The organism is Methylobacterium sp. 092160098-2, assembly GCF_028920805.1.
Classification (GTDB): domain Bacteria; phylum Pseudomonadota; class Alphaproteobacteria; order Rhizobiales; family Beijerinckiaceae; genus Methylobacterium; species Methylobacterium fujisawaense.
In genome coordinates this window covers 4,593,299-4,611,652 of record NZ_JAQPZJ010000001.1, presented here as the reverse complement: position 1 = coordinate 4,611,652, position 18,354 = coordinate 4,593,299, and the positions used below count along the sequence as shown (strand labels likewise).

Here is an 18,354-nt window from a genome sequence, read left to right as displayed (position 1 = left end):
TTGCGGATCTGATCCACACAATTCACCCCCTGATTCGCCGGGTGGGGATCGCGCCGGACCCCTCCCCTGCGGCAGGATGGTGGACGCGGTGAGCGACGGGCGCGGTAACCATTCGGTTAACGTTTTCTGGGGCCAGTCGAGGGCTCGGGTATCGGCAGTCGCTGCCTGAGTTTAGTCTTGTAATGGTAAACGGGGCGTTGCGTCTCCGGCATCAGCCTTCCCCAAGGCGTCGGTGAACCCGTGTAACGAGGCGTTGAATGGCGACCGAGAAGAAGCTGAAGGACCCGGCCGAGGCCGCGCTCTCTGCGATCGAGCAGGCGCTGAACCTCGACGCCCTGACGCCGAACGGCACCGATGGCCGCGCCGAGCCGCGCCTGCCCGATGTGGGTGACGCCGAGCCGCTGCTCGACGGCGGCCTCGATGCCGCCGGGCGGACCATGCCGCCGCGCCTCGACCTCGACCCGCCGCTCGCCTCCGACCTGCCGCCGCCGGGCCTGGACCGCCCGCGCCGCGAGGGCGGGCTCCTGCCTCCCGACCGCTCGCTGGTGGCCAACGACGACCGGCGCAACATCGGCATCCTGCAGCAGACCCTGCGGGTGCGCTCCTCGCCCAAGCCCTACCTGCTCGCGCTCGCCGCCGGCGCCGTCTGGATCGGCGCCCTGGTGCTGATCGCGTGGTTGAAGTCCGAGGGCGACCTGCGCGCCGTCGTGTCGGGGCTCTCCGCCCTGCAGGCGAGCGTCGGCGCCGCGGCGCTGTTCGGCCCGGTGGTGCTGTTCGTGATCGCCGCCATGCTGGCGGTGCGCGCCCAGGAGATGCGCCTCGTCGCCCGTGCGGTGGGCGAGGTCGCGGTGCGTCTGGCCGAGCCCGAGAGCTTCTCCACCGACGCGGTCCTGACCATGTCGCAAACCGTGCGCCGCGAGGTGGCGGCGGTGGGCGACGGCGTCGAGCGGGCGCTCGCCCGGGCCGGCGAGCTGGAGACCCTGGTCCGGGGCGAGATCGCCACCCTGGAGCGGGCCTATTCCGACAACGAGATCCGCATCCGCTCCCTCGTGGACGAGCTGGTGGCCCAGCGCGAGGCGATCGTCACCAACGCCGACCGGGTGCGCAGCGCCATTGCCGGCTCCCACCAGAGCCTGAGCCAGGACCTGGAAGGCGCCTCGGACCGGATCGTCTCGGCCGTGACCGGCGCGGGTGAGCGGGTGACCGGCGCCCTGGAGACCCGCGGCGCCGCGATCACCGCCTCCCTGGGCGAGGCCGGCGACCGGGTGGTCAACCTCATGACCGCCCGCGGCAGCGACCTCGTCGACACCCTCGCGGCCACCAGCCAGGAGGTGCGCGGCGCCATCCAGGAGGTCGGCGAGACCCTGACCCGCAGCTTCGAGGATCGCGCCGGCGCGGCGACCGGCGCCTTCCAGGCCGCCGGCACCACCTTGGCCGATCGCCTGTCCGAGAATGCCGGCGCCCTTACCCGGACCCTGGAGGAGACCGGCAGCCGCGTCAGCGACGCGCTGGAGCGCCAGGCCGGCACCGTGCGCGAGAGCTTCGAGCGGTCCGTGACGGGGCTGGAATCCGTCTTCCTGTCCCGGGGTTCGGAGCTGACCGAGCGCTTCGGCGCGATGGGCGCCGACATCACCGCCCGCTTCGCCGAGACCGGCTCGGCCCTCACCCAGGACATCGCCGGCCGCGGCCTCGCGCTGCGCGCCGAGATCGAGAGCGCCGGCCTGTCGGTCGCCGAGACGATCGAGGGCCGCGGGCGCGATGCCCAGGCTGCCCTGGCGCTGGCGGCCAGCGGCGCCGGTGAGACCCTGACGGCCCGTGCCGGCGCCGTGCGCGACGACCTCGTCGGCACCGCCGAGCGGATCGCCGAAGGGCTGTCGGAGCGCGGAAGCGCCCTCGCCGAGCGGATGGACGGCATCGCGGCGCGCCTCGACGAGACCGTGACGGTCCGGGCCGCGGACCTGGAGCACCGGGTCGCCGCCGCGGCTGAGCAGGCCGGCGGCAGCATCGCGCACCGGACCGAGACGGTGGCGGCGCGCCTGGAGGCCGCCTTCGCGGCCCTGGGCCAGGGCTTCGAGGCGGGGGCCTCCTCGGCGGTCCAATCCCTGCGGGGCACCGTCGAGAGCCTGTCGGGCGAGATCGACGGCCGCACCGCCGAGGCGGTCGCGGCGCTCCAGCGCGGGGCCGAGGCGGCCACCAGCGCCCTGCGCGGCACGACCGACGAGGCCACCGGCGCGGTCGAGGCCCGGACTTTGGAGGCCGTGCGGGTGTTCGAGCGCCGGGTCGCGGATTCCGCCACCACCCTGTCGGCGCGCACCGAGGAGGCCGCCGCGGCTCTGCGCGCCGCCGCCGATCAGGCCGGCCAGGCCGCCGAGACGCAGACGCGGGATGCCGCCGCCCGGCTCACCGCGGCCCTGGAGACCCTGCGCACCGCCTCCGGCGAGGTCACCGGCGCCGTGGAGGCCGAGACCGCGATCCTCACCGCCCGGTTCCGCGACGCCGCCGACCGCGCCGGCACGGAACTCGGCGAGCGCGGCACGGCCGCCGTATCGGCCGTCCGCGCCGCGCTCGACGACCTCAACCGCGAACTCGCCGCCCGGACCGGCGACGCCACCGGCAGCCTCGCCGAGGCCGCCCGCGCGATCTCGGCCGACCTCGCCGCCCGGATCGGCGAGATGGAAGCGGCCTTCGGCGCGCATGGCCGCGGCGTCGCCGAGCTGCTCGCCAGCCATGCCGACGAGACCCAGGCCCGGATCAGCGGCACCGGCCGCGACATCGTGCTCGCCGTGGCGAGCCAGGGCGCCCGCATCGCCGACACCCTCAGCCAGACCGGTGCGAGCTTCGCCGAGACCGCCGACGGCCGGGTCCGGGCGATCGACGAGACGCTGGGCAGCCGCCTCGCCGCCCTGCAGGAGACCATCGCCCGCGGCGACATCCTGGCCGACCGGATCGGCCGTGACACCGCCGCCCTCGGCGAGACCGTCGGCGCCCGTCTGGAGGAGATGGACCGGCTCCTCACCGGCAAGGGCGAGGCCGTGGCTGAGACGATCACGGCCCGGGCCCGCGAGGCCGGCAGCCTGATCGAGACCCATCTCGGAGGCCTGGAGACGCGCTCCGCGGAGCGGGCCGCCGCGATCGCCGCCGCCGTGGCCGACCTCGTCGGCCAGATCGACGGTCATCTCGGAAGCCGCACCAGCGCGGCGGACGAGGCGCTGCGCGCCCGGACCGACGAGATGGCGCGGGTCATGGCCGAGGGCCATCGCGGCCTGATGGAGATGCTGGAGGGCCGCACCAACGGCCTCGGCCAGGACATCGCCCGGCACACGGGCGAGATCGCTCGCCGGATCGAGGAGAGCGCCGGCCATTTCGACACCGGCGTCATCGGCCGCCTGCAGGCGATCGCCGAGACCCTGGACGAGCGTGCCCGCCTCGTGGACGAGAGCTTCGGCGTGCAGGCCTTCGAGGCGATCCGCCTCATCGAGGCGCGCACCCGCGCGGTGGACGAGGAGCTGGCCGGCCGGACCCGCGACCTCGTGGCGATGATCGCCGATCGGACCGGCGGCCTCGACGGCGCCATGGCCGAGCGCGTCCGCGCCCTCACCGGCACCATCGAGGAGGCCACCCGCGGCCTCGAGTCCGCGCTGGCGAACCGTGCGGAGTCGATGGTCCGGCTGGTGGACGAGCGCACCGAGAGCGCCGACGCGGCTTTGACCGCCCGCACCGAGGCCGTGCACGCCGCCTTCGCCGAGCGCGCCGACCTCCTCGGCCGTCTCATCGACGAGCGCATCGCCGCCATGTCGGGCGAGCTCGACGAGAAGGGCCGCGCCGTGTTCGGGGCGATCGGCGGCCGGATCACCGAGCTGGCCCGTCTGCTCGACCGCGGCGGCACCTCCCTCGCCGAGCTGATCGACCAGCGCGGCGACAGCGTGCTCGCAAAGCTCCAGCAGACCATCGCGGATGCCGAGCGGATGCTCGATGCCGGCGAGGGCCGCCTGGGCCACACCCTGTCGAGCCGCACCGCCGACATCAGCGGCCTGCTCGACGAGGGCGTGCGCTCGGTCCACACCCTGCTGGACGACCGGACCAACCAGATCCGCGTCATGCTGGACGACCACGCCGGCACCCTGGCCGCCACCCTCGACGGCCGCATGGGCCCGATCCACGCCGCGCTGGACGGCCGCGGGCAGGCGCTGGTCACCGCACTGGAGGGCGCGTTCGGCTCCGCCAGCGGCGCCCTGGACGAACGGACCCGCCAGCTCGGCAGCCTGTTCGACGAGCGGCTCGGCCATCTCGAGAGCCTGGTCGACGGCCGCGGCAACCGCCTCGCCGACACCCTCACCGCCCGGGCCCAGGCCCTGCGCACCCTGTTCGAGGAGGCCCAGGCGGCCCTCGACGGCGTGGTCGAGGGCGGCGGCGGCCGCTTCGCAGCCACGGTCGATGCCCGCATCCAATCCCTGCGCGCGGTGCTGGAGGAGGCGCCCGCCGCCGTCTCGGCGCTGGTCGAGACCCGCGAGCGCCAGCTCGCCGCCACCCTCGACGCGCGCACGCAGCGCCTGCAGACCCTCTTCGAGGAGGCTCAGGCCGGCCTGCGCGACCTCGTGGACGGACGCGGCCAGGACGTCGCCGACGCCATCGCGGCCCGGACCGAGGGCCTGCGCGCGACCCTCGACGCGGCACCCGCCCAGATGGCGGACCTGCTGGATTCCCGCCTCTCGGACCTTCAGGGCCTGTTCGAGCGGGCGCAGGGCGAGATCGACCGCCTCGTGGACAACCGCGGCCGCCAGATCGCCGGGACCATCGAGCACCGCACCCAGGCGCTCCAGGCGACCATCGAGGGGGTGAACCCGGCCATCGCCGGCCTGCTCGAGGAGCGCGAGAACCGGCTCGCCGAGACCCTCAAGGAGCGGACGGGCGAGCTGCAGACCCTGTTCGATCGGGTGCAGAACCGCCTCGGCGCGCTGGTCGAGGGCACCGGCCGCGACGTGTCCGAGCGCGTCGACGCGCGCATCGAGACCCTGCGGTCGACCTTCGAGCAGGCCCGCGCGTCGATCGAGGGGCTTCTGGAGGACCGCAGCCAGGCCCTGGTGGCGGCGGCCGAGGGCCGTACCGGCGCCCTCGTGGAGGTCTTCGACACCCGGCTGCGGGATCTCGACGGCGTCGTCGAAGGTCGCACCGGCGCCCTGGTTCAGACCTTCGACGCCCGGCTGCGCGACCTCGACGGCGTCGTCCGAGGCCGTACCGGCGCTCTGGTCGAGACCTTCGACACCCGGCTGCGCGATTTCGACGGCGTCGTCGAGGGTCGTACCGGCGCCCTGGTCGAGGCCTTCGACACCCGGCTGCGGGATCTCGACGGCATCGTCGAGGGCCGCACCGCGGCCCTGGCGCAGGCCGTGGAGGCGCAGAGCGAGGCCCTGGCCCGTGGCGTCGACGCCCGCGCCGATGCCTTCACCCAGCGTATCGACAGCCGCATGCGGCTGTTCGCGACCCTGGTGGCGCAGCGCGCCGACACCCTGGCCACCGCCTTCGACGACCGCCACGAGGCCTTCGCGGGCCTGATGGACGAGCGCACGGCGTCCCTGGTCGCCGCCCTCGACGAGCGGGCGCGGGCCCATGCCGAGCAGGTCGACGCCCACAACGCGGCGCTGGCCGAGACCCTCAGCCGCCGCGAGGCCGCGCTCGCCGGCCTGATCGACGCCCGCACCGAGGCCCTCGGGGCCGGGTTCGAGCGCCGTGCCACGGCGCTCGGCGCCCTGGTGGATGCCCGCGGCGAGGCCCTGTCCCGCCGCCTCGCCGAGAGCGCCGAGACCCTGGTACGCGCCATCGAGGAGCGCGGCGGCGCGCTCGTCGCCAGCGTCGAGGGCAGCGGCCGCGCGGTCGGCGACAGCCTGGAGGGCCATGTCGAGCGCCTGCGCGGCGCCATCGACGGGCCGATGATGGACCTGTCCCGGGCGCTCGCGGACCGGGCTGAGGCGATCGAGCGGGCGCTCGCCGAGACCGGCGTGCCCCTGGCCGAGAGCCTGCGGGCGCGGACCGAGGAACTGGCCGTGCAGTCGCGGGCCTCGGCCGAGCTGCTGCGCGCCGCCGTCGAGGACGGCGCGGGCCGCACCCTCTCGGAGCTGTTCGAGACCAACGACCGGATGGGTCGCGAACTCGGCAGCCTGCTGCAGCGGATCGAGGCCGCCAACACCGCGCTCACCGACCTCGTGGCCGGGGCCGACACCAACCTCGGCGCGATCGAGCGGGGTCTCGCCGGCCGGATCGAGCAGGTCCAGGGGGCCCTGGAGCGCATCGCCGCCGAGACCGGTCGCGCCAGCGCCGGCGTCTCGGCCCAGGTCGAGGCCCTGCGTGGCGCCGCCGACGGGGCGCTCAGCGAGGCCTCGCGCCTCGCCGAGACCCTCGACGGCCGCGGCCGCTCCCTCGGCGAGCAGACCGCCGCGCACGTGGCGGCCCTCGACCGGGCCGCGGCCTCCCTGGCGGCCATCGAGGAGCGCCTGGACTCGGCCCTGTCGGGCCGCGAGACCAAGCTCACCGAGGCGCTGGCCACCTTCGAGGCCCGGGCCGCCGCCCTGGAGCAGAACGGCAACGCCCTGGCGCAGACCATCGAGCAGACTTTGCGCGCCGCCGAGGAGCGGGCCCGCAGCGTCGGCGAGTCCCTGGCCCAGTCGGCCCAGGGCGCCGGGGCCTCGGTGACGAGCGCCTTCGCCGACCTGAAGGACAGCGCCAGCGCCGAGGGCGAGAAGGCCGCCCAGGGCGTCCGGCAGGTCATCGAGGAGGCGGCCCGCGAGATGCGCAGCGGCTTCCAGGAGGCCCAGGCCAGCTTCGGCGATTCCTTCTCGGCTCTGCGCGAGATGGCGGGCTCGATCCGCGGCGAACTCGACGCGACCCGCGCCGAACTCGCCAAGGGCGTCCTCGAACTGCCGCGCGAGACGCAGGATGCCACCGGCGAGATGCGCCGGGTGGTGGCGGACCAGATCAAGGCGCTCAACGAGCTGTCGTCCCTGGTCTCCCGCTCCGGTCGCTCGGTCGACGTCGCCCAGCCGCAGGCCCAGCCCCAGCGCCGGGTCGCGGAAGGCGGGGGCCGCGCCGTCGCGGCCGCGTCCGCCGCGGCCCCCGCGGCCGCGCCTTCGGTCGCGCCTTCGGCCGCACCGGCGGCCTCCGCCGCCCCGGCGCTCCCGGCCCCGCGGCGGCGCCGCGCGCCGCCCTGGCCCGGATCGAGGCGCCCCGCCCCTCCGCAACCGCCCGCCCGGCACAGGCCGGCGACAAGCGCGGCTGGCTGTCCGACCTGCTGACCCGCGCCTCGCTGGACGACGACGAGGAGGAGGTTCCCGCTGCCGACGCGCCGGCCCCCGCACAGCCGGCCCGCCGGCCCGCGGTGGCGGCCGCCGAGACCGGGCGGATCGCCCTCGACACGATCTCGACCGACATCGCCAAGATGATCGAGCATCGGACCGCGGTCGACCTGTGGGAGCGGTACCGCCGGGGCGAGCCGAACCTGTTCGACCCGCGGATCTACACGCCGCAGGGCCGGGCGACCTTCGCGGAGATCCAGCGCCGGTACCGGTCGGATGCGGAGTTCCGCCGCAGCGTCGACCGCTACGTCAGCGAGTTCGAGCGCCTGCTCGGCGACGTGGTCAAGAACGACAGCGACGCCAAGCGCACCGATGCCTACCTGACCTCCGAGACCGGCAAGGTCTACACGATGCTGGCCCATGCCAGCGGGCGCTTCGACGGGGCGTAGGACGGATCCCGCCGGGGCCGAGATGGCTCCGGCGGGTTCGCAGGCCGGCGTGAGAGCTGTCCCACCCTCTCTCTCACCTGAGGGGCCCGCGGCAGCAGGCCTCGCAGGGATGCAGGGATCGCGGCGCCGTCTGGAGGGCTTCCTTCGCGGCCACCGCCGTGCTCAGGCGCCTCAGGAGGGCGTGCGGGAGACTGAGCGGTGGGGGGCGCTACATCCTCACAGCAGGCCGAGGCCGACCAGCTCGCGCCGCAGGGCCTCGGGCATCTCGGCGAGGTCCGCCGACGCCTCGGCGCCGAGGTCGGCCGGCGCGTCGCGCGTCGTGAGGTAGCGCCAGCCCTGGAAGGGCCGGCAGGGCCGGGGCGCCACCGGGACGAGGCGCGGATCGAAGACCAACCGGCAGCGCGGGATGCCGTCCTCGCCGGTCAGCGGTTCGATCGCGGTGATCGCCTGCCGGCAGGACAGAGTCCCCCGGATCACCCAGTAGATCGAGCCGCGCCCGGTGATCTCCCGGTGGCGCTTGGGCAGGGTGCGGGTGACGTGGAACGGGGCCGCGGGCCGGCCGTCCCGGAGCGCCTCCTCCCGGAACCGGGCCTGCCGGGCCTCGAGGTCGGCGATGGTGGCGGGGCCGACGCAGAGCTTGATCAGGTGCAGGGCCACGGACGTGCTTGCTCGGGATTGCCGGGGGCGGCCCTGATAGCAGGGTCCGCGTCGGGACGCGCCTGCCGAACCGCCTCAGGCGGATGCGGCGGCGCGGTCTTCCGTGCGCGCGGATGGCCGGGGCCGCGTCGGCCTCGCTCGGAAGCCGTCAGGCGAACAGGGCGAGCCGCTGCTCCGGCGTCAGCGCCGCGATCTCGGCGAAGCTCAGGGCCGGATCCTCCGGCGGCATGGCCGGCTCGGGGGCCGCCGCGACGGCCTCGCCCCAGGCCAGATCGGCCATATCCGCTCCGAGCGGGGTGTGGGGCTCCGGCGCGGCGTCGGGCTCCGGCGCGGCCTCGGCGAAGGTGCCGGTGTCAGGGGGCGAGACAGTCTCGGGCTCGTCGGCCAACCCGGGAACGGTGTCCAGGTCGGCCACCAATTCGATCTCGTCGACCGGCGCCGCGACGGCCTCCGGCTCGGAATCCGCGACCCGCTCCGGTGCTTCCGCATCCGGCTCGGCCTCCGCCGAGACCGGGAGGAACACCAGATCCTCGTGGAGCGCCGGGCTGCCGGGGCGCGCCACGAGGGCGGCCACCGTGATGGCCGGTACGTCCATGGCGATGTAGCGGTCGACGTCGCTCTGGTTCAGATCGGCCGGCTCGCCGGCCGGCCGCGCGCTCCGGTGGGGCGGCACCCGCACCGCGTCCTCGCCCCAGATGGCGATCATCGCGGAGACCCGGTCCTCCAGGTAGCGCAGGGTGTAGACGATCCGGGCGGTGCGCTGCGCGGTCAGGTCCTGGAAGGAGCAGGCGGTGTAGATCGCGGTGGCGTGGCGGTCGAGGGCGTCGCAGGCCTGCGCGTCGGCCCCATGCTCGCGGAGGGTCCAGGCCGCCTCCTGGATCGACTCGGCGGCGCTGAGGATGTCGGAGGTGGCCTGCTCGGTCTCGCGCACGATGGCGTCGAGGGCGAGCGACGCCTGCGTCAGTCGGGTCTCGTCGCTGTTCGGGGCGTTGAGCGCCGCGATCTCGCCCTTGGTCCGGCTGATCGCGTCGGCCATGTCGAGGAGGTTGCCGCGCAGGTGGCCGAAAGCCTCCTGCCCGCGGTCGGCGGTGACGCTCCGCTCCAGCCGTGCGATCGCTCCGAGCAGCACCTCGGTTTCGGGGCCCCGGTTGCGCCGGGCGTATTCGGCGAGGAACCAGCGGCCGCGCTCGCTGGCGCTGATCGTCGCCTCGATCGCCTCGTACTCGGCCGACGCATGCGCGCTCGGAGTGACGGAACCGAACATGGGCCTCTCTGGACGCTGGCGGCGGGCGCGGTAGCGGCCCGCCCAGGTGCGCGCCAATCCCCGGGAATTTGACAGACTCCCTTTAACGGGCGCTTACGGACGGCCTACGCCCCCCGCCCCTCCCGTCGAGACCCGCCTTGCCCCGCCCGTCCGGCCCGGCGCGCCTGTCGCTGCTCTACGCCGTGGTGTTCACCGAGATCGGCATCGCGATGCCGTTCATGCCCCTGTGGCTCGACGCCCTGGGCCTCGATGCAAGGGTGATCGGCCTCCTGCTCGCGCTGCCGATCGCCACGCGGATCGCCGCCACGGCCCCGCTCATGAGCCTGCTCGACCGGGGCCTGGGCCCGCGCCGGCTGATCCTGCTCGGCAGCCTCGCGCTCAGCCTGACCTACGCGCTGATGCCGGCCGCGGCCGGGATCGCCTGGCCCTGGCTCGCCGCGCTCATCGTGCTCAACGCGGTCGCCGGCGCGCCCCTCGTGCCCTGCATCGACTACCTGACCCTCGCGGCCGTGCGCGGGGATTCCCGCCTCGCCTATTCGCGGATCCGGATGGCGGGCTCCGTCGCGTTCCTGCTGGCGAACCTCGCGGGCGGAGTGCTTCTGACGGCGCTGGGCGGGCGGCTCGCCGTGCCGCTTCTGCTGACCGGCCTCGCCCTCGGCGCGGCGCTGGTGGCGTGGCGCAGCCGCGCGGTGGCGGCCCTGCCGCCGTCCGCGGCGGGAGCCGGCCGGCCGCGGCTGCCGCTGAAGCTGTGGCTGTGCATCGGCGCGGCGGCCGCGATCCAGGCGAGCCACGGGGCGATCTACGGGTTCGGCAGCATCTACTGGACCAGCCAGGGGATCCCGGCGGCCTGGGTCGGCTCGCTCTGGGCGACCGGGGTGCTCGCCGAGATCGCCCTGTTCGCCGCTCTGCCCGCCCTGCCCGCCGCCTGGCGCAGCCCGGTGCGGCTCCTCGGTGCCGGGGCCGTCGCGGCGATCCTGCGGGCGGTCGGCATGTTCCTCCTCGGCGACCATCTCGCCGCGCTGGTGCCGCTGCAATGCCTCCACGGCCTGACCTTCGGGGCGACGCAGCTCGGCGCCATGGCGGCGGTCTCGGCCTACGCCCCGGACGGCGCCCGGGGCCGGGCGCAGGGCACGCTCAGCGCGGTCAATGCCGGGATCTCGGTGGTCGCGACCCTGGGCAGCGGCGTCGCCTACCGGGCCGGCGGCCCCCTCGCCTTCCTGCTCATGGCGCCGCTCGCCGCCGCGGGCCTGGGGCTCGCCCTGGCCTCACGCCGCGCTTCAGGGGTGAGGTTGGAGACGGATCGTCAACCGTAATGTCGTCATAACCGCCGGGCAGGGTGGTGCCTCGATCGAGGAGTATGGGTGTTGCTGAGCGAGGGCACTGTTCCCGGCGCCTTGGCCGGCGCCGCGCTGCGGGACCGGACGGCCGACGGCCGTCTGACGCTCGACGGCCGCTGGACCGCCGACCAGGGCCCGGCCGTCGAGGCCGCGGCCGCGGGCATTGCGGCGGCCGGCCGCGCCGGGCCGGTGGCGGTCGACCTGTCGGCCATCGAGCGCCTCGACACCCTCGGCGCCTGGGTTCTGGAGCGGACCCGCGCCGAGATCGAGCAGGCGGGGGGCGCCCTCACCTATCTCAACGCACGGCCGGAGCACCGCACCCTTCTGGGGGAGGTTCGCCTGCGCGAGCCGGACGCGCCGCCGCCCCGGCGGCACGGCCCGGTCGTCGGCCTGCTCGATGCCACCGGGCGCCAGACGGTGCAGGGCGGCCATGAATTCGTCACCGCCCTCGCCTTCCTCGGCGAGCTGATCGCCGCCTGCGGACGCGTCGCCCTGCGGCCCGGCACGTTCCGCGGCAACGCCCTGATCAACCAGATCCAGCAGGTGGCGCTCAACGGCACGCCGATCATCGTGCTGATCTCGTTCCTGGTGGGCGGCATCGTCGCCCAGCAGGGGATCTTCCAGCTCCAGCGCTTCGGCGCCCAGACCTTCGTGGTCAACCTGATCGGCCTGCTGATCCTGCGCGAGATGGGCGTGCTGCTCACCTCGATCATGGTCGCCGGCCGCTCCGGCTCGGCGATCACCGCCGAGATCGGCTCCATGCGCATGCGCGAGGAGGTGGACGCGCTCCGGGTCATGGGCCTCGACCCGGTCGAGATCCTGATCGTGCCCCGGGTGCTCGCCCTGATGATCGGCCTGCCGATGCTGACGCTGATCGGCGACCTCGCGGCGCTCGCCGGCGGCGGCCTCACCGCGATGCTCTACGGCGGCCTGACTCTCGACCAGTTCTTGGTCCGGCTCCAGGCGGCGGTGGGCGTCCACCACGTCATGGTCGGGCTGATCAAGGCGCCGTTCATGGCGCTGACCATCGGGGTGATCGCCACGATCGAGGGTTTCGCGGTCGAAGGCTCGGCGGAATCGCTCGGCCGCCACGTCACCGCGTCGGTGGTGAAGTCCATCTTCATGGTCATCGTCCTCGATGGCCTGTTCGCGGTGTTCTTCGCCGCGATCGACTTCTGAGGCCGACCCGATGACCGCCCCCGCCCCGATCATCCGCGTGCGCGACCTCGTGGTCGGATTCCGCGACCGCAACATCCTGAAGGGTCTGAGCCTCGACATCCGCGCCGGTGAGATCCTCGGCTTCGTCGGGCCCTCGGGCCAGGGCAAGTCGGTGCTCACCCGGACGATCCTCGGCCTCAACCCCAAGCGGGCCGGCACGATCGAGGTATTCGGCCGGGACGTCGACGAGCTCACCTACGCGGAGCGGCGCCGGATGGAGCAGCGCTGGGGCGTGCTGTTCCAGCAGGGCGCCCTGTTCTCGGCGCTGACCGTCAAGCAGAACATCCAGGTGCCGATGCGCGAGCACCTGAACCTGTCCGAACGCCTCCTCGACGAGTTCGCCCGGCTCAAGATCGAGATGGTCGGCCTGAAGCCCGACGCCGCCGACAAGCTGCCCTCGGAGCTGTCGGGCGGCATGATCAAGCGCGCGGCGCTCGCCCGCTCCCTGGCCCTCGACCCCGAGATCCTGTTCCTCGACGAGCCGACCTCGGGCCTCGACCCGATCGGCGCCGGCGAGTTCGACGACCTCGTCTCGACCCTCAAGGAAACGCTGGGCCTGACCGTCTTCATGGTCACCCACGACCTCGACAGCCTCTACACCGCCTGCGACCGCATCGCGGCGCTCGGCGACGGCCAGATCATCGCCGCCGGCACGATCGACGAGATGCTGGCGAGCGACCATCCCTGGCTGCGCTCCTACTTCCACGGCAAGCGCGCCCGGACCATCGCGACGGGCGGCGCCTCGGCTCATGCCTGACCCGATGCCTGATCACCGTCCCACCCAGATCCCGCCCTGCTCCCCTCCGGGGGCCGGGGCCACAGGCCCGGCCGCATCCCCGCCGGCCAGAACCGCAGGTTGAGCGCATGGAAACCCGCGCGAACTACGCCCTCATCGGGGCCTTCACCATCGCCGTCATCCTGGCGGGCTTCGGCACCGTGCTGTGGCTCTCCGGCGGCTCCTCGCGGCAGGTCAGCCAGATCGTCCGCATCGTCTTCTCCGGCTCGGTCGGGGGGCTCTCGCGCGGATCGAGCGTGAACTTCAACGGCATCAAGGTCGGCGAGGTCACTGATATCCGCCTCGCTCCGCAGGATCCCCGCCGGGTGCTCGCCACGATCAAGGTCGATCCCGCGACCCCGCTCCGGGCCGACACCCGCGCCCGCCTCGACTCGGCGATGCTCACCGGCGTCTCGGTGATCTCCCTGTCGGGCGGCAACGCCGACGCGCCGGTGCTGACCCCGATGGCCAACGGCGAGCCGCCGACCATCTTCGCCGATTCCTCCGACATGCAGGACATGATGGCGCTGGCCCGTCAGGTGGCGCAGCGGGCCGACGACATGCTCGCCCGCCTGGACAGGCTCGTCTCCGCCAACGAGGGGGCGATCAACCGGTCGCTGTCCAATGTCGAGACCTTCTCCAAGACGCTCGCCGATGCCGGCCCCAACATCTCAGCCCTGGTCAAGGCGGTGGACGGCGCGAAGCTCGGCCGGGTAATCGACAATGCCGACCGCTTCTCGGCAGCCCTGTCCAAGGCCAGCCCCGACATCGAGGCGGGCCTGCACGACGCCCGGCTGCTCGCCGGCAAGCTCAGCGCCTCGGCCGACAAGATCGACGCGGTGCTCAACGGCGCCGAGAGCTTCCTGGGCTCGGCCTCCGGCCAGGAGGGCTCCAGCACCTTCGCGGAGATCCGCGCGGCGGCGATCTCGGTGCGCGACGCCGGCAAGGCGTTCCGGACCATGTCGGAGAACCTCGACAAGCGCACTGCCAGCATCGCGACCAGTTTCGGACGGCTCAGTGGCACCGGCCGCCGGGAGGTGGAGGCCCTGTCGGGGGACGGGCAGCGGACCCTGAGCACCCTCAACCGCACGGTGCGCAGCCTGGAGCGCGACCCGAGCCAGGTGATCTTCGGCGGCAAGCCATCGTTGCCCGAATACAACGGTGGGCGCTGAAAGCGCGCGGCGCCGGACGGATGTGTCCCGGCGCACGGCACGGATGCCGCAGCGGATTAGTTTTAACCGCATAGCTTTTACAGCTCCGCTGCTCGCCGGCGGAGTTTCTCAGGTCATGTGTATGGTCCGCTCGTCCCACATCCTCGCCGCCGCGCTGTTCGCCGCCCTCCTGGGCGGCTGCGGCGGCGGTGTGGCGCCCCTCACCTTCGACCTCGCGGCGCTGCCCCCCGCGGGCCGGCCGATCGCGGCCGGCCGTTCGATCGTGGTGTCGGAGCCGGTGGGGATCCAGCCCTTCGAGGCCGACCGGATCATCGTGCGCGAGAACGGCGGGGCGCTGTCCTTCCTGGGCGGCGGCCAATGGGCCGACCGGCTGCCGCGCCTGATCCAGACGCGGCTCATCCAGAGCCTGGAGAATTCCGGCCGGCTCCGCTCGGTGAGTCGCCCCGGCGACAAGGTCGTGGCCGACTACCAGCTGATCAGCGAGATCCGCGCCTTCGATGTCCAGGCCGCGACCGGCGAGGCGGTGGTCGACCTGTCGCTGAAGCTCGTGGCCGACGGCACCGGCAAGGTCGCCGCCGCGCGGATCTTCACGGCCCGGGTCCCGGTGTCCAAGATCGATGCCGGAAACGGCGCTCGCGCCCTCGATCAGGCGCTGGTGACCGTGCTCGCCGACGTGGTGCGGTGGGTGAACAGCGGGCGGTGAAACCGCCTCACTCCATCACGGCGGCCTTCATGATCACCACCATGGTGGCCCGGGCCGGGCCGTCCGTGCAGCGGATGAGGTGGGGCCGGTCGCAGCGGTAGCGCAGGGTCTCGCCGGCCCGCGCGCGCTGCACGCTGCCGCCGATCTCGACCTCGAACGCGCCCTCGGCGACCGACAGCGATTCCACCGAGCCGCGCTGGTGCGGGTCCGAGTCGAGGACGCCGCCGAGATCCGCCGTGACCTCGTACCATTGCAGCCACTCGATCGTCTTGAGCCAGCCGATGATCGCGAGCCGCACCTTCCCGTCCTCGGAGACGAGGATCGGCGTGTCGGCCCGGGAGGTCTTCTCGATGAAGGGCTCCTCGTCGCCCGCCGCCAGCACCCGCTCGATGGACACGTCCAGCGCCTGCGACAGGCGCCAGATGGTCGCGAGGGTCGGATTGGTCTCGTTGCGCTCGATCTGGCTGATGATCGATTTGGCCACGCCGGACTGCTCGGCGAGTTCCGAGAGCGACAGGTTGTAGGCCTTGCGCAGCCGCTGGATGGTCTTGCCGAGCTGCCCGGAGAGCGCCTGCGCGCCGGTCAGCAGGTCGCGCCCGCGCCCCCGGTCGGGCCGTTCCGCCTGATCCTGCATCGTCACCGGTCCGCCTGTACCGTTCCGTTATCCGAACGATCGTGCGCTTCTTCAAACGCAATCGCCGCCCGGTTGCAAGGCGGCGGGCGGCTGGGGCGCGGGAAAGTGCCGGCTCGGGCGCGGCCTACGACCAGAGGGCGTGGAAGTGGTGGACCGGCCCGTGGCCCGTCCCGACCGCGAGCTGGTCGGCGGCGGCGAGGGCGGCCGTGAGGTAAGCCTTGGCGGCCGCCACCGCCTCAGGCAGATCCAGGCCCTGGGCGAGTCCCGCCGCCACCGCGGCCGAGAGCGTGCAGCCGGTGCCGTGGGTGTTGGCCGTCGCGATTCGCGGCGCCGAGAGGGTCCGCAGGGTGCCGTCCGCCGTGACGAGGTGGTCGATGCTCTCGCGCCCCACGCCGTGGCCGCCCTTGATCAGCACCGCCCGGGCGCCCAGCCCCACGAGCCGCCGGGCCTGGGCCACGATCGTCGCCGCGTCCGTGGCGACGGCCTCGCCGAGGAGCACCGCCGCCTCCGGCAGGTTGGGGGTGATCAGATCGGCCCGCGGCAGCAGCCGCTCGCGGAGCGTCGCCACGGCCGCGTCCGCGATCAGCCGGTCGCCGCTCGTGGCGACCATCACGGGGTCGAGGACGACCGGGATAGCCCCGGCGTGGCGCGCCAGCCCCTCGGCCACGGCGGCGATCACCGCCACCTGCGACAGCATGCCGATCTTCACGGCCTTCACGGCGAGGTCGGAGAACACGCTGTCGATCTGCCGGGTGACGAAGTCCGGCGGCACGTCGTGGATGCCCTGGACCCCCGTCGTGTTCTGCGCGGTCAGCGCCGTGATCACGCTGGCCCCGTAGACGCCGAGCGCCGAGAAGGTCTTGAGGTCCGCCTGGATGCCGGCGCCCCCGCCGGAATCCGAGCCCGCGATCGTCACCGCGATGGGCGCGGAGTCGCTCATCGCGAGGCCGCCCGCTCCGCCAGGGCGGCGTCGATCCGCGCGCGCAGGTCGCGGGCGCGCTGGCGCACCGAGTCCGCGCCGAACAGGGCGGTGATCACCGCGACGCCGTCCGCCCCCGCGGCGATCACCGCGGCGGCGTTGTCCAGGCCGATCCCCGCGATGGCGCCGAGCGGCAGGTCCGCCCCGCGGGCGAGGCGGGCGCGGAAGGCGATGCTGGCAAAGCCGTCGAGGCCCACGGGCGGGTCGGGATTGTCCTTGCTGGTGGTGGCGAACACGCCGCCGATGCAGGCGTAGTCGACGGGAAGCCGGTACAGCTCGTCCGCCTGGGCGGCCTTCTTGAGGGTGAGACCGATGATCGCGCCCTCCCCCAGGAGGCGGCGGGCATCCGCCGGATGGAGGTCGCTCTGGCCGAGATGCACCCCGTCCGCGCCTGCGGCGAGGGCGAGGTCGACGCGGTCGTTGACGAGGACCGGGACCCGGCCGCCCACGGCTTCCAAGATCGCCCGGATCCGCCCCAGGGCGGCGCGGGCATCGGCGATGTCCTTCTCGCGGTACTGGAGCAGGGTGCAGCCCCCGGCCACCGCTTCGGCGCCGAGTTCAGCCAGCCGCGCCCCGTCGGCGCCGCAGACGCCGACGTCGAGGAGGCCGTAGAGTCGCAGGTCGACCGCCTGTCTCCCGGTCGATGCGGCGCTGGCGCTGGCTGGCATCGCTGTCGCTGTATCCTCGTTCCGGCAGAACCGCCCCGGCGGCGTCCGCGCCGGTCCCTCCCTGTTTGGGCAGGCATCGGCGCGTTGGCAAGCGCACGGGGCCGCTCCGTCCGACAGCGGCGTTGACGCGCGGCGATCCTGTCCCCCTATAGGTGGGATCCGCTCCGGCGCGTCCCGGGGGAGAGGCGGTCGAGGAACGATGAAGGGTGCCGCGGCGCAGACGGATGCGCGGGGGGCGCAGGCCTCGCCGGAGCGCTCCTCCGTAGGCCTCGTCGCGGTGATCGTCGCCGCGACCAAGGGGGAGCCGCGCGCCCTGACGATCCGCGTGCCCGACCAGGCACCGGGCCGGGGCGACGGCCTGCCGGCCGGCCCGCTGGTCCCCGAACACGCGACCCTGGAACGGGGCCTGCGCGCCTGGGTGGAGCGGCAGACGCACCAGCGTCTGGGCTACGTGGAGCAGCTCTATACCTTCGGCGATCGGGACCGCTCCGGCACGGCGAACCTGTCCGGCGTGCATTCGCTCTCGGTGGCCTATCTGGCGCTCGTTCGCGAGGAGCGGCCGGCCGGCTTGGCCGAGGCCGCGTGGCAGAACTGGTACCGCTACCTGCCCTACGAGGATTTCCGCCAGGGGCGCCCCCGCCAGCTCGACGCCATCGAGGCGCGGCTCGCCGCCTGGGCGTCCGAGCCCGAGGAATGTGCTACCCGGACCCGCCGCCTGGACCGCCTCGGCCTGACCTTCGGCATGAACGGCGGCACGTGGAACGAAGAGCGTGTCCTGGAGCGCTACGAGTTGCTGTTCGAGGCCGGTCTGATCCCGGAGGCGAAGGGCAATCCCGGTCCGGCCCTCCCGAACGACCCGACCGGCGTGCCCATGGCCTTCGACCACCGGCGGGTGCTCGCCACCGCGATCGGCCGGCTCCGGGGCAAGATCAAGTATCGCCCGGTGGTGTTCGAGCTGATGCCGCCGGAATTCACCCTGCTCCAGCTCCAGCGCACCGTGGAGGCCCTGTCGGGAACGCAGCTGCACAAGCAGAATTTCCGCCGTCTCGTGGCGCAGCAGGGACTGGTGGAGGAGACCGAGAGCGTCACCAGCGGCGCCGCCGGCCGGCCGGCGCGGCTCGTGCGCTTCCGCCGGGAGGTGCTGCTGGAGCGGCCCGCCCCGGGGTTGCGGCTGCCGTCGCGGCGGGTGGGCTGACGAACGGGATCGATCTT

Annotated in this window: 13 protein-coding genes; 8 read left to right on the top strand and 5 right to left on the bottom strand. The window is 73.9% G+C overall.

The genetic code is table 11. The annotated features are described in order from the left end of the window. The first annotated feature begins 257 nt into the window (after positions 1-257). Both PQI07_RS21715 and PQI07_RS21710 read left to right on the top strand, forming a co-directional pair. Complete coding sequence (locus PQI07_RS21715) at positions 258-7,286, top strand: apolipoprotein A-IV repeat region-like domain-containing protein (RefSeq protein ID WP_274927372.1); 7,029 nt, start codon at positions 258-260, stop codon at positions 7,284-7,286. Positions 7,287-7,369: 83 nt separating this feature from the next. Next, entirely contained in the window at positions 7,370-7,735 is a 366-nt protein-coding gene (locus tag PQI07_RS21710; protein ID WP_274927371.1) for a hypothetical protein, read from the top strand. A 216-nt stretch (positions 7,736-7,951) separates the two neighbouring features. Here PQI07_RS21710 and PQI07_RS21705 read toward each other — a convergent pair whose 3' ends face one another. Further along, positions 7,952-8,392: a DUF1489 family protein gene (locus PQI07_RS21705; RefSeq protein ID WP_274927370.1), complete on the bottom strand. Its 441-nt coding sequence runs from the start codon at positions 8,390-8,392 to the stop codon at positions 7,952-7,954. Between the two features lie 148 nt (positions 8,393-8,540). Beyond that, positions 8,541-9,656 carry a hypothetical protein gene (locus PQI07_RS21700; RefSeq protein WP_274927369.1) on the bottom strand — a complete coding sequence of 372 codons (1,116 nt, stop codon included), beginning with the start codon at positions 9,654-9,656 and terminating at the stop codon, positions 8,541-8,543. Between the two features lie 137 nt (positions 9,657-9,793). Here PQI07_RS21700 and PQI07_RS21695 point away from each other — a divergent pair, with 137 nt between their 5' ends. The 5 genes from PQI07_RS21695 to PQI07_RS21675 all read left to right on the top strand — a co-directional run bounded on the left by PQI07_RS21695 (position 9,794) and on the right by PQI07_RS21675 (position 14,861). Further along, the gene (locus PQI07_RS21695; RefSeq protein ID WP_053608476.1) at positions 9,794-10,969 is read left to right on the top strand and encodes an MFS transporter; all 1,176 of its coding nucleotides are present in this window, start codon (positions 9,794-9,796) and stop codon (positions 10,967-10,969) included. Between the two features lie 48 nt (positions 10,970-11,017). Continuing rightward, positions 11,018-12,172, top strand: a complete 1,155-nt coding sequence (locus PQI07_RS21690) for an ABC transporter permease (RefSeq protein WP_043355836.1) — start codon at positions 11,018-11,020, stop codon at positions 12,170-12,172. Positions 12,173-12,182: 10 nt separating this feature from the next. Continuing rightward, a complete protein-coding gene (locus PQI07_RS21685; protein WP_170861809.1) occupies positions 12,183-12,968 on the top strand; it encodes an ABC transporter ATP-binding protein in 786 nt (261 codons plus the stop codon). A 107-nt stretch (positions 12,969-13,075) separates the two neighbouring features. Next, positions 13,076-14,158, top strand: a complete 1,083-nt coding sequence (locus PQI07_RS21680) for an MlaD family protein (RefSeq protein ID WP_043355838.1) — start codon at positions 13,076-13,078, stop codon at positions 14,156-14,158. Between the two features lie 121 nt (positions 14,159-14,279). Beyond that, positions 14,280-14,861 (top strand): ABC-type transport auxiliary lipoprotein family protein, encoded by a 582-nt coding sequence (locus tag PQI07_RS21675; RefSeq protein ID WP_043382003.1) that lies wholly within the window; start codon positions 14,280-14,282, stop codon positions 14,859-14,861. 7 nt (positions 14,862-14,868) lie between these two features. Here the strand turns inward: PQI07_RS21675 and PQI07_RS21670 are convergent, their stop codons facing one another. From PQI07_RS21670 to thiE, 3 genes are all read right to left on the bottom strand, one after another. After that, positions 14,869-15,495 (bottom strand): helix-turn-helix domain-containing protein, encoded by a 627-nt coding sequence (locus tag PQI07_RS21670; protein ID WP_043355842.1) that lies wholly within the window; start codon positions 15,493-15,495, stop codon positions 14,869-14,871. 124 nt (positions 15,496-15,619) lie between these two features. Further along, positions 15,620-16,435, bottom strand: a complete 816-nt coding sequence (gene thiD / locus PQI07_RS21665) for a bifunctional hydroxymethylpyrimidine kinase/phosphomethylpyrimidine kinase (RefSeq protein ID WP_274927368.1) — start codon at positions 16,433-16,435, stop codon at positions 15,620-15,622. After that, positions 16,432-17,142, bottom strand: coding sequence for a thiamine phosphate synthase (thiE, locus tag PQI07_RS21660; protein WP_111473985.1), 711 nt, complete (start codon positions 17,140-17,142; stop codon positions 16,432-16,434). The genes thiD and thiE overlap by 4 nt, the downstream gene beginning before the upstream one ends. 199 nt (positions 17,143-17,341) lie before the next feature. Between thiE and PQI07_RS21655 the strand changes: the two genes are divergently transcribed. Then, a complete protein-coding gene (locus tag PQI07_RS21655) occupies positions 17,342-18,337 on the top strand; it encodes an NUDIX hydrolase (RefSeq protein ID WP_043355850.1) in 996 nt (331 codons plus the stop codon). The last annotated feature ends 17 nt before the right edge of the window (positions 18,338-18,354 follow it).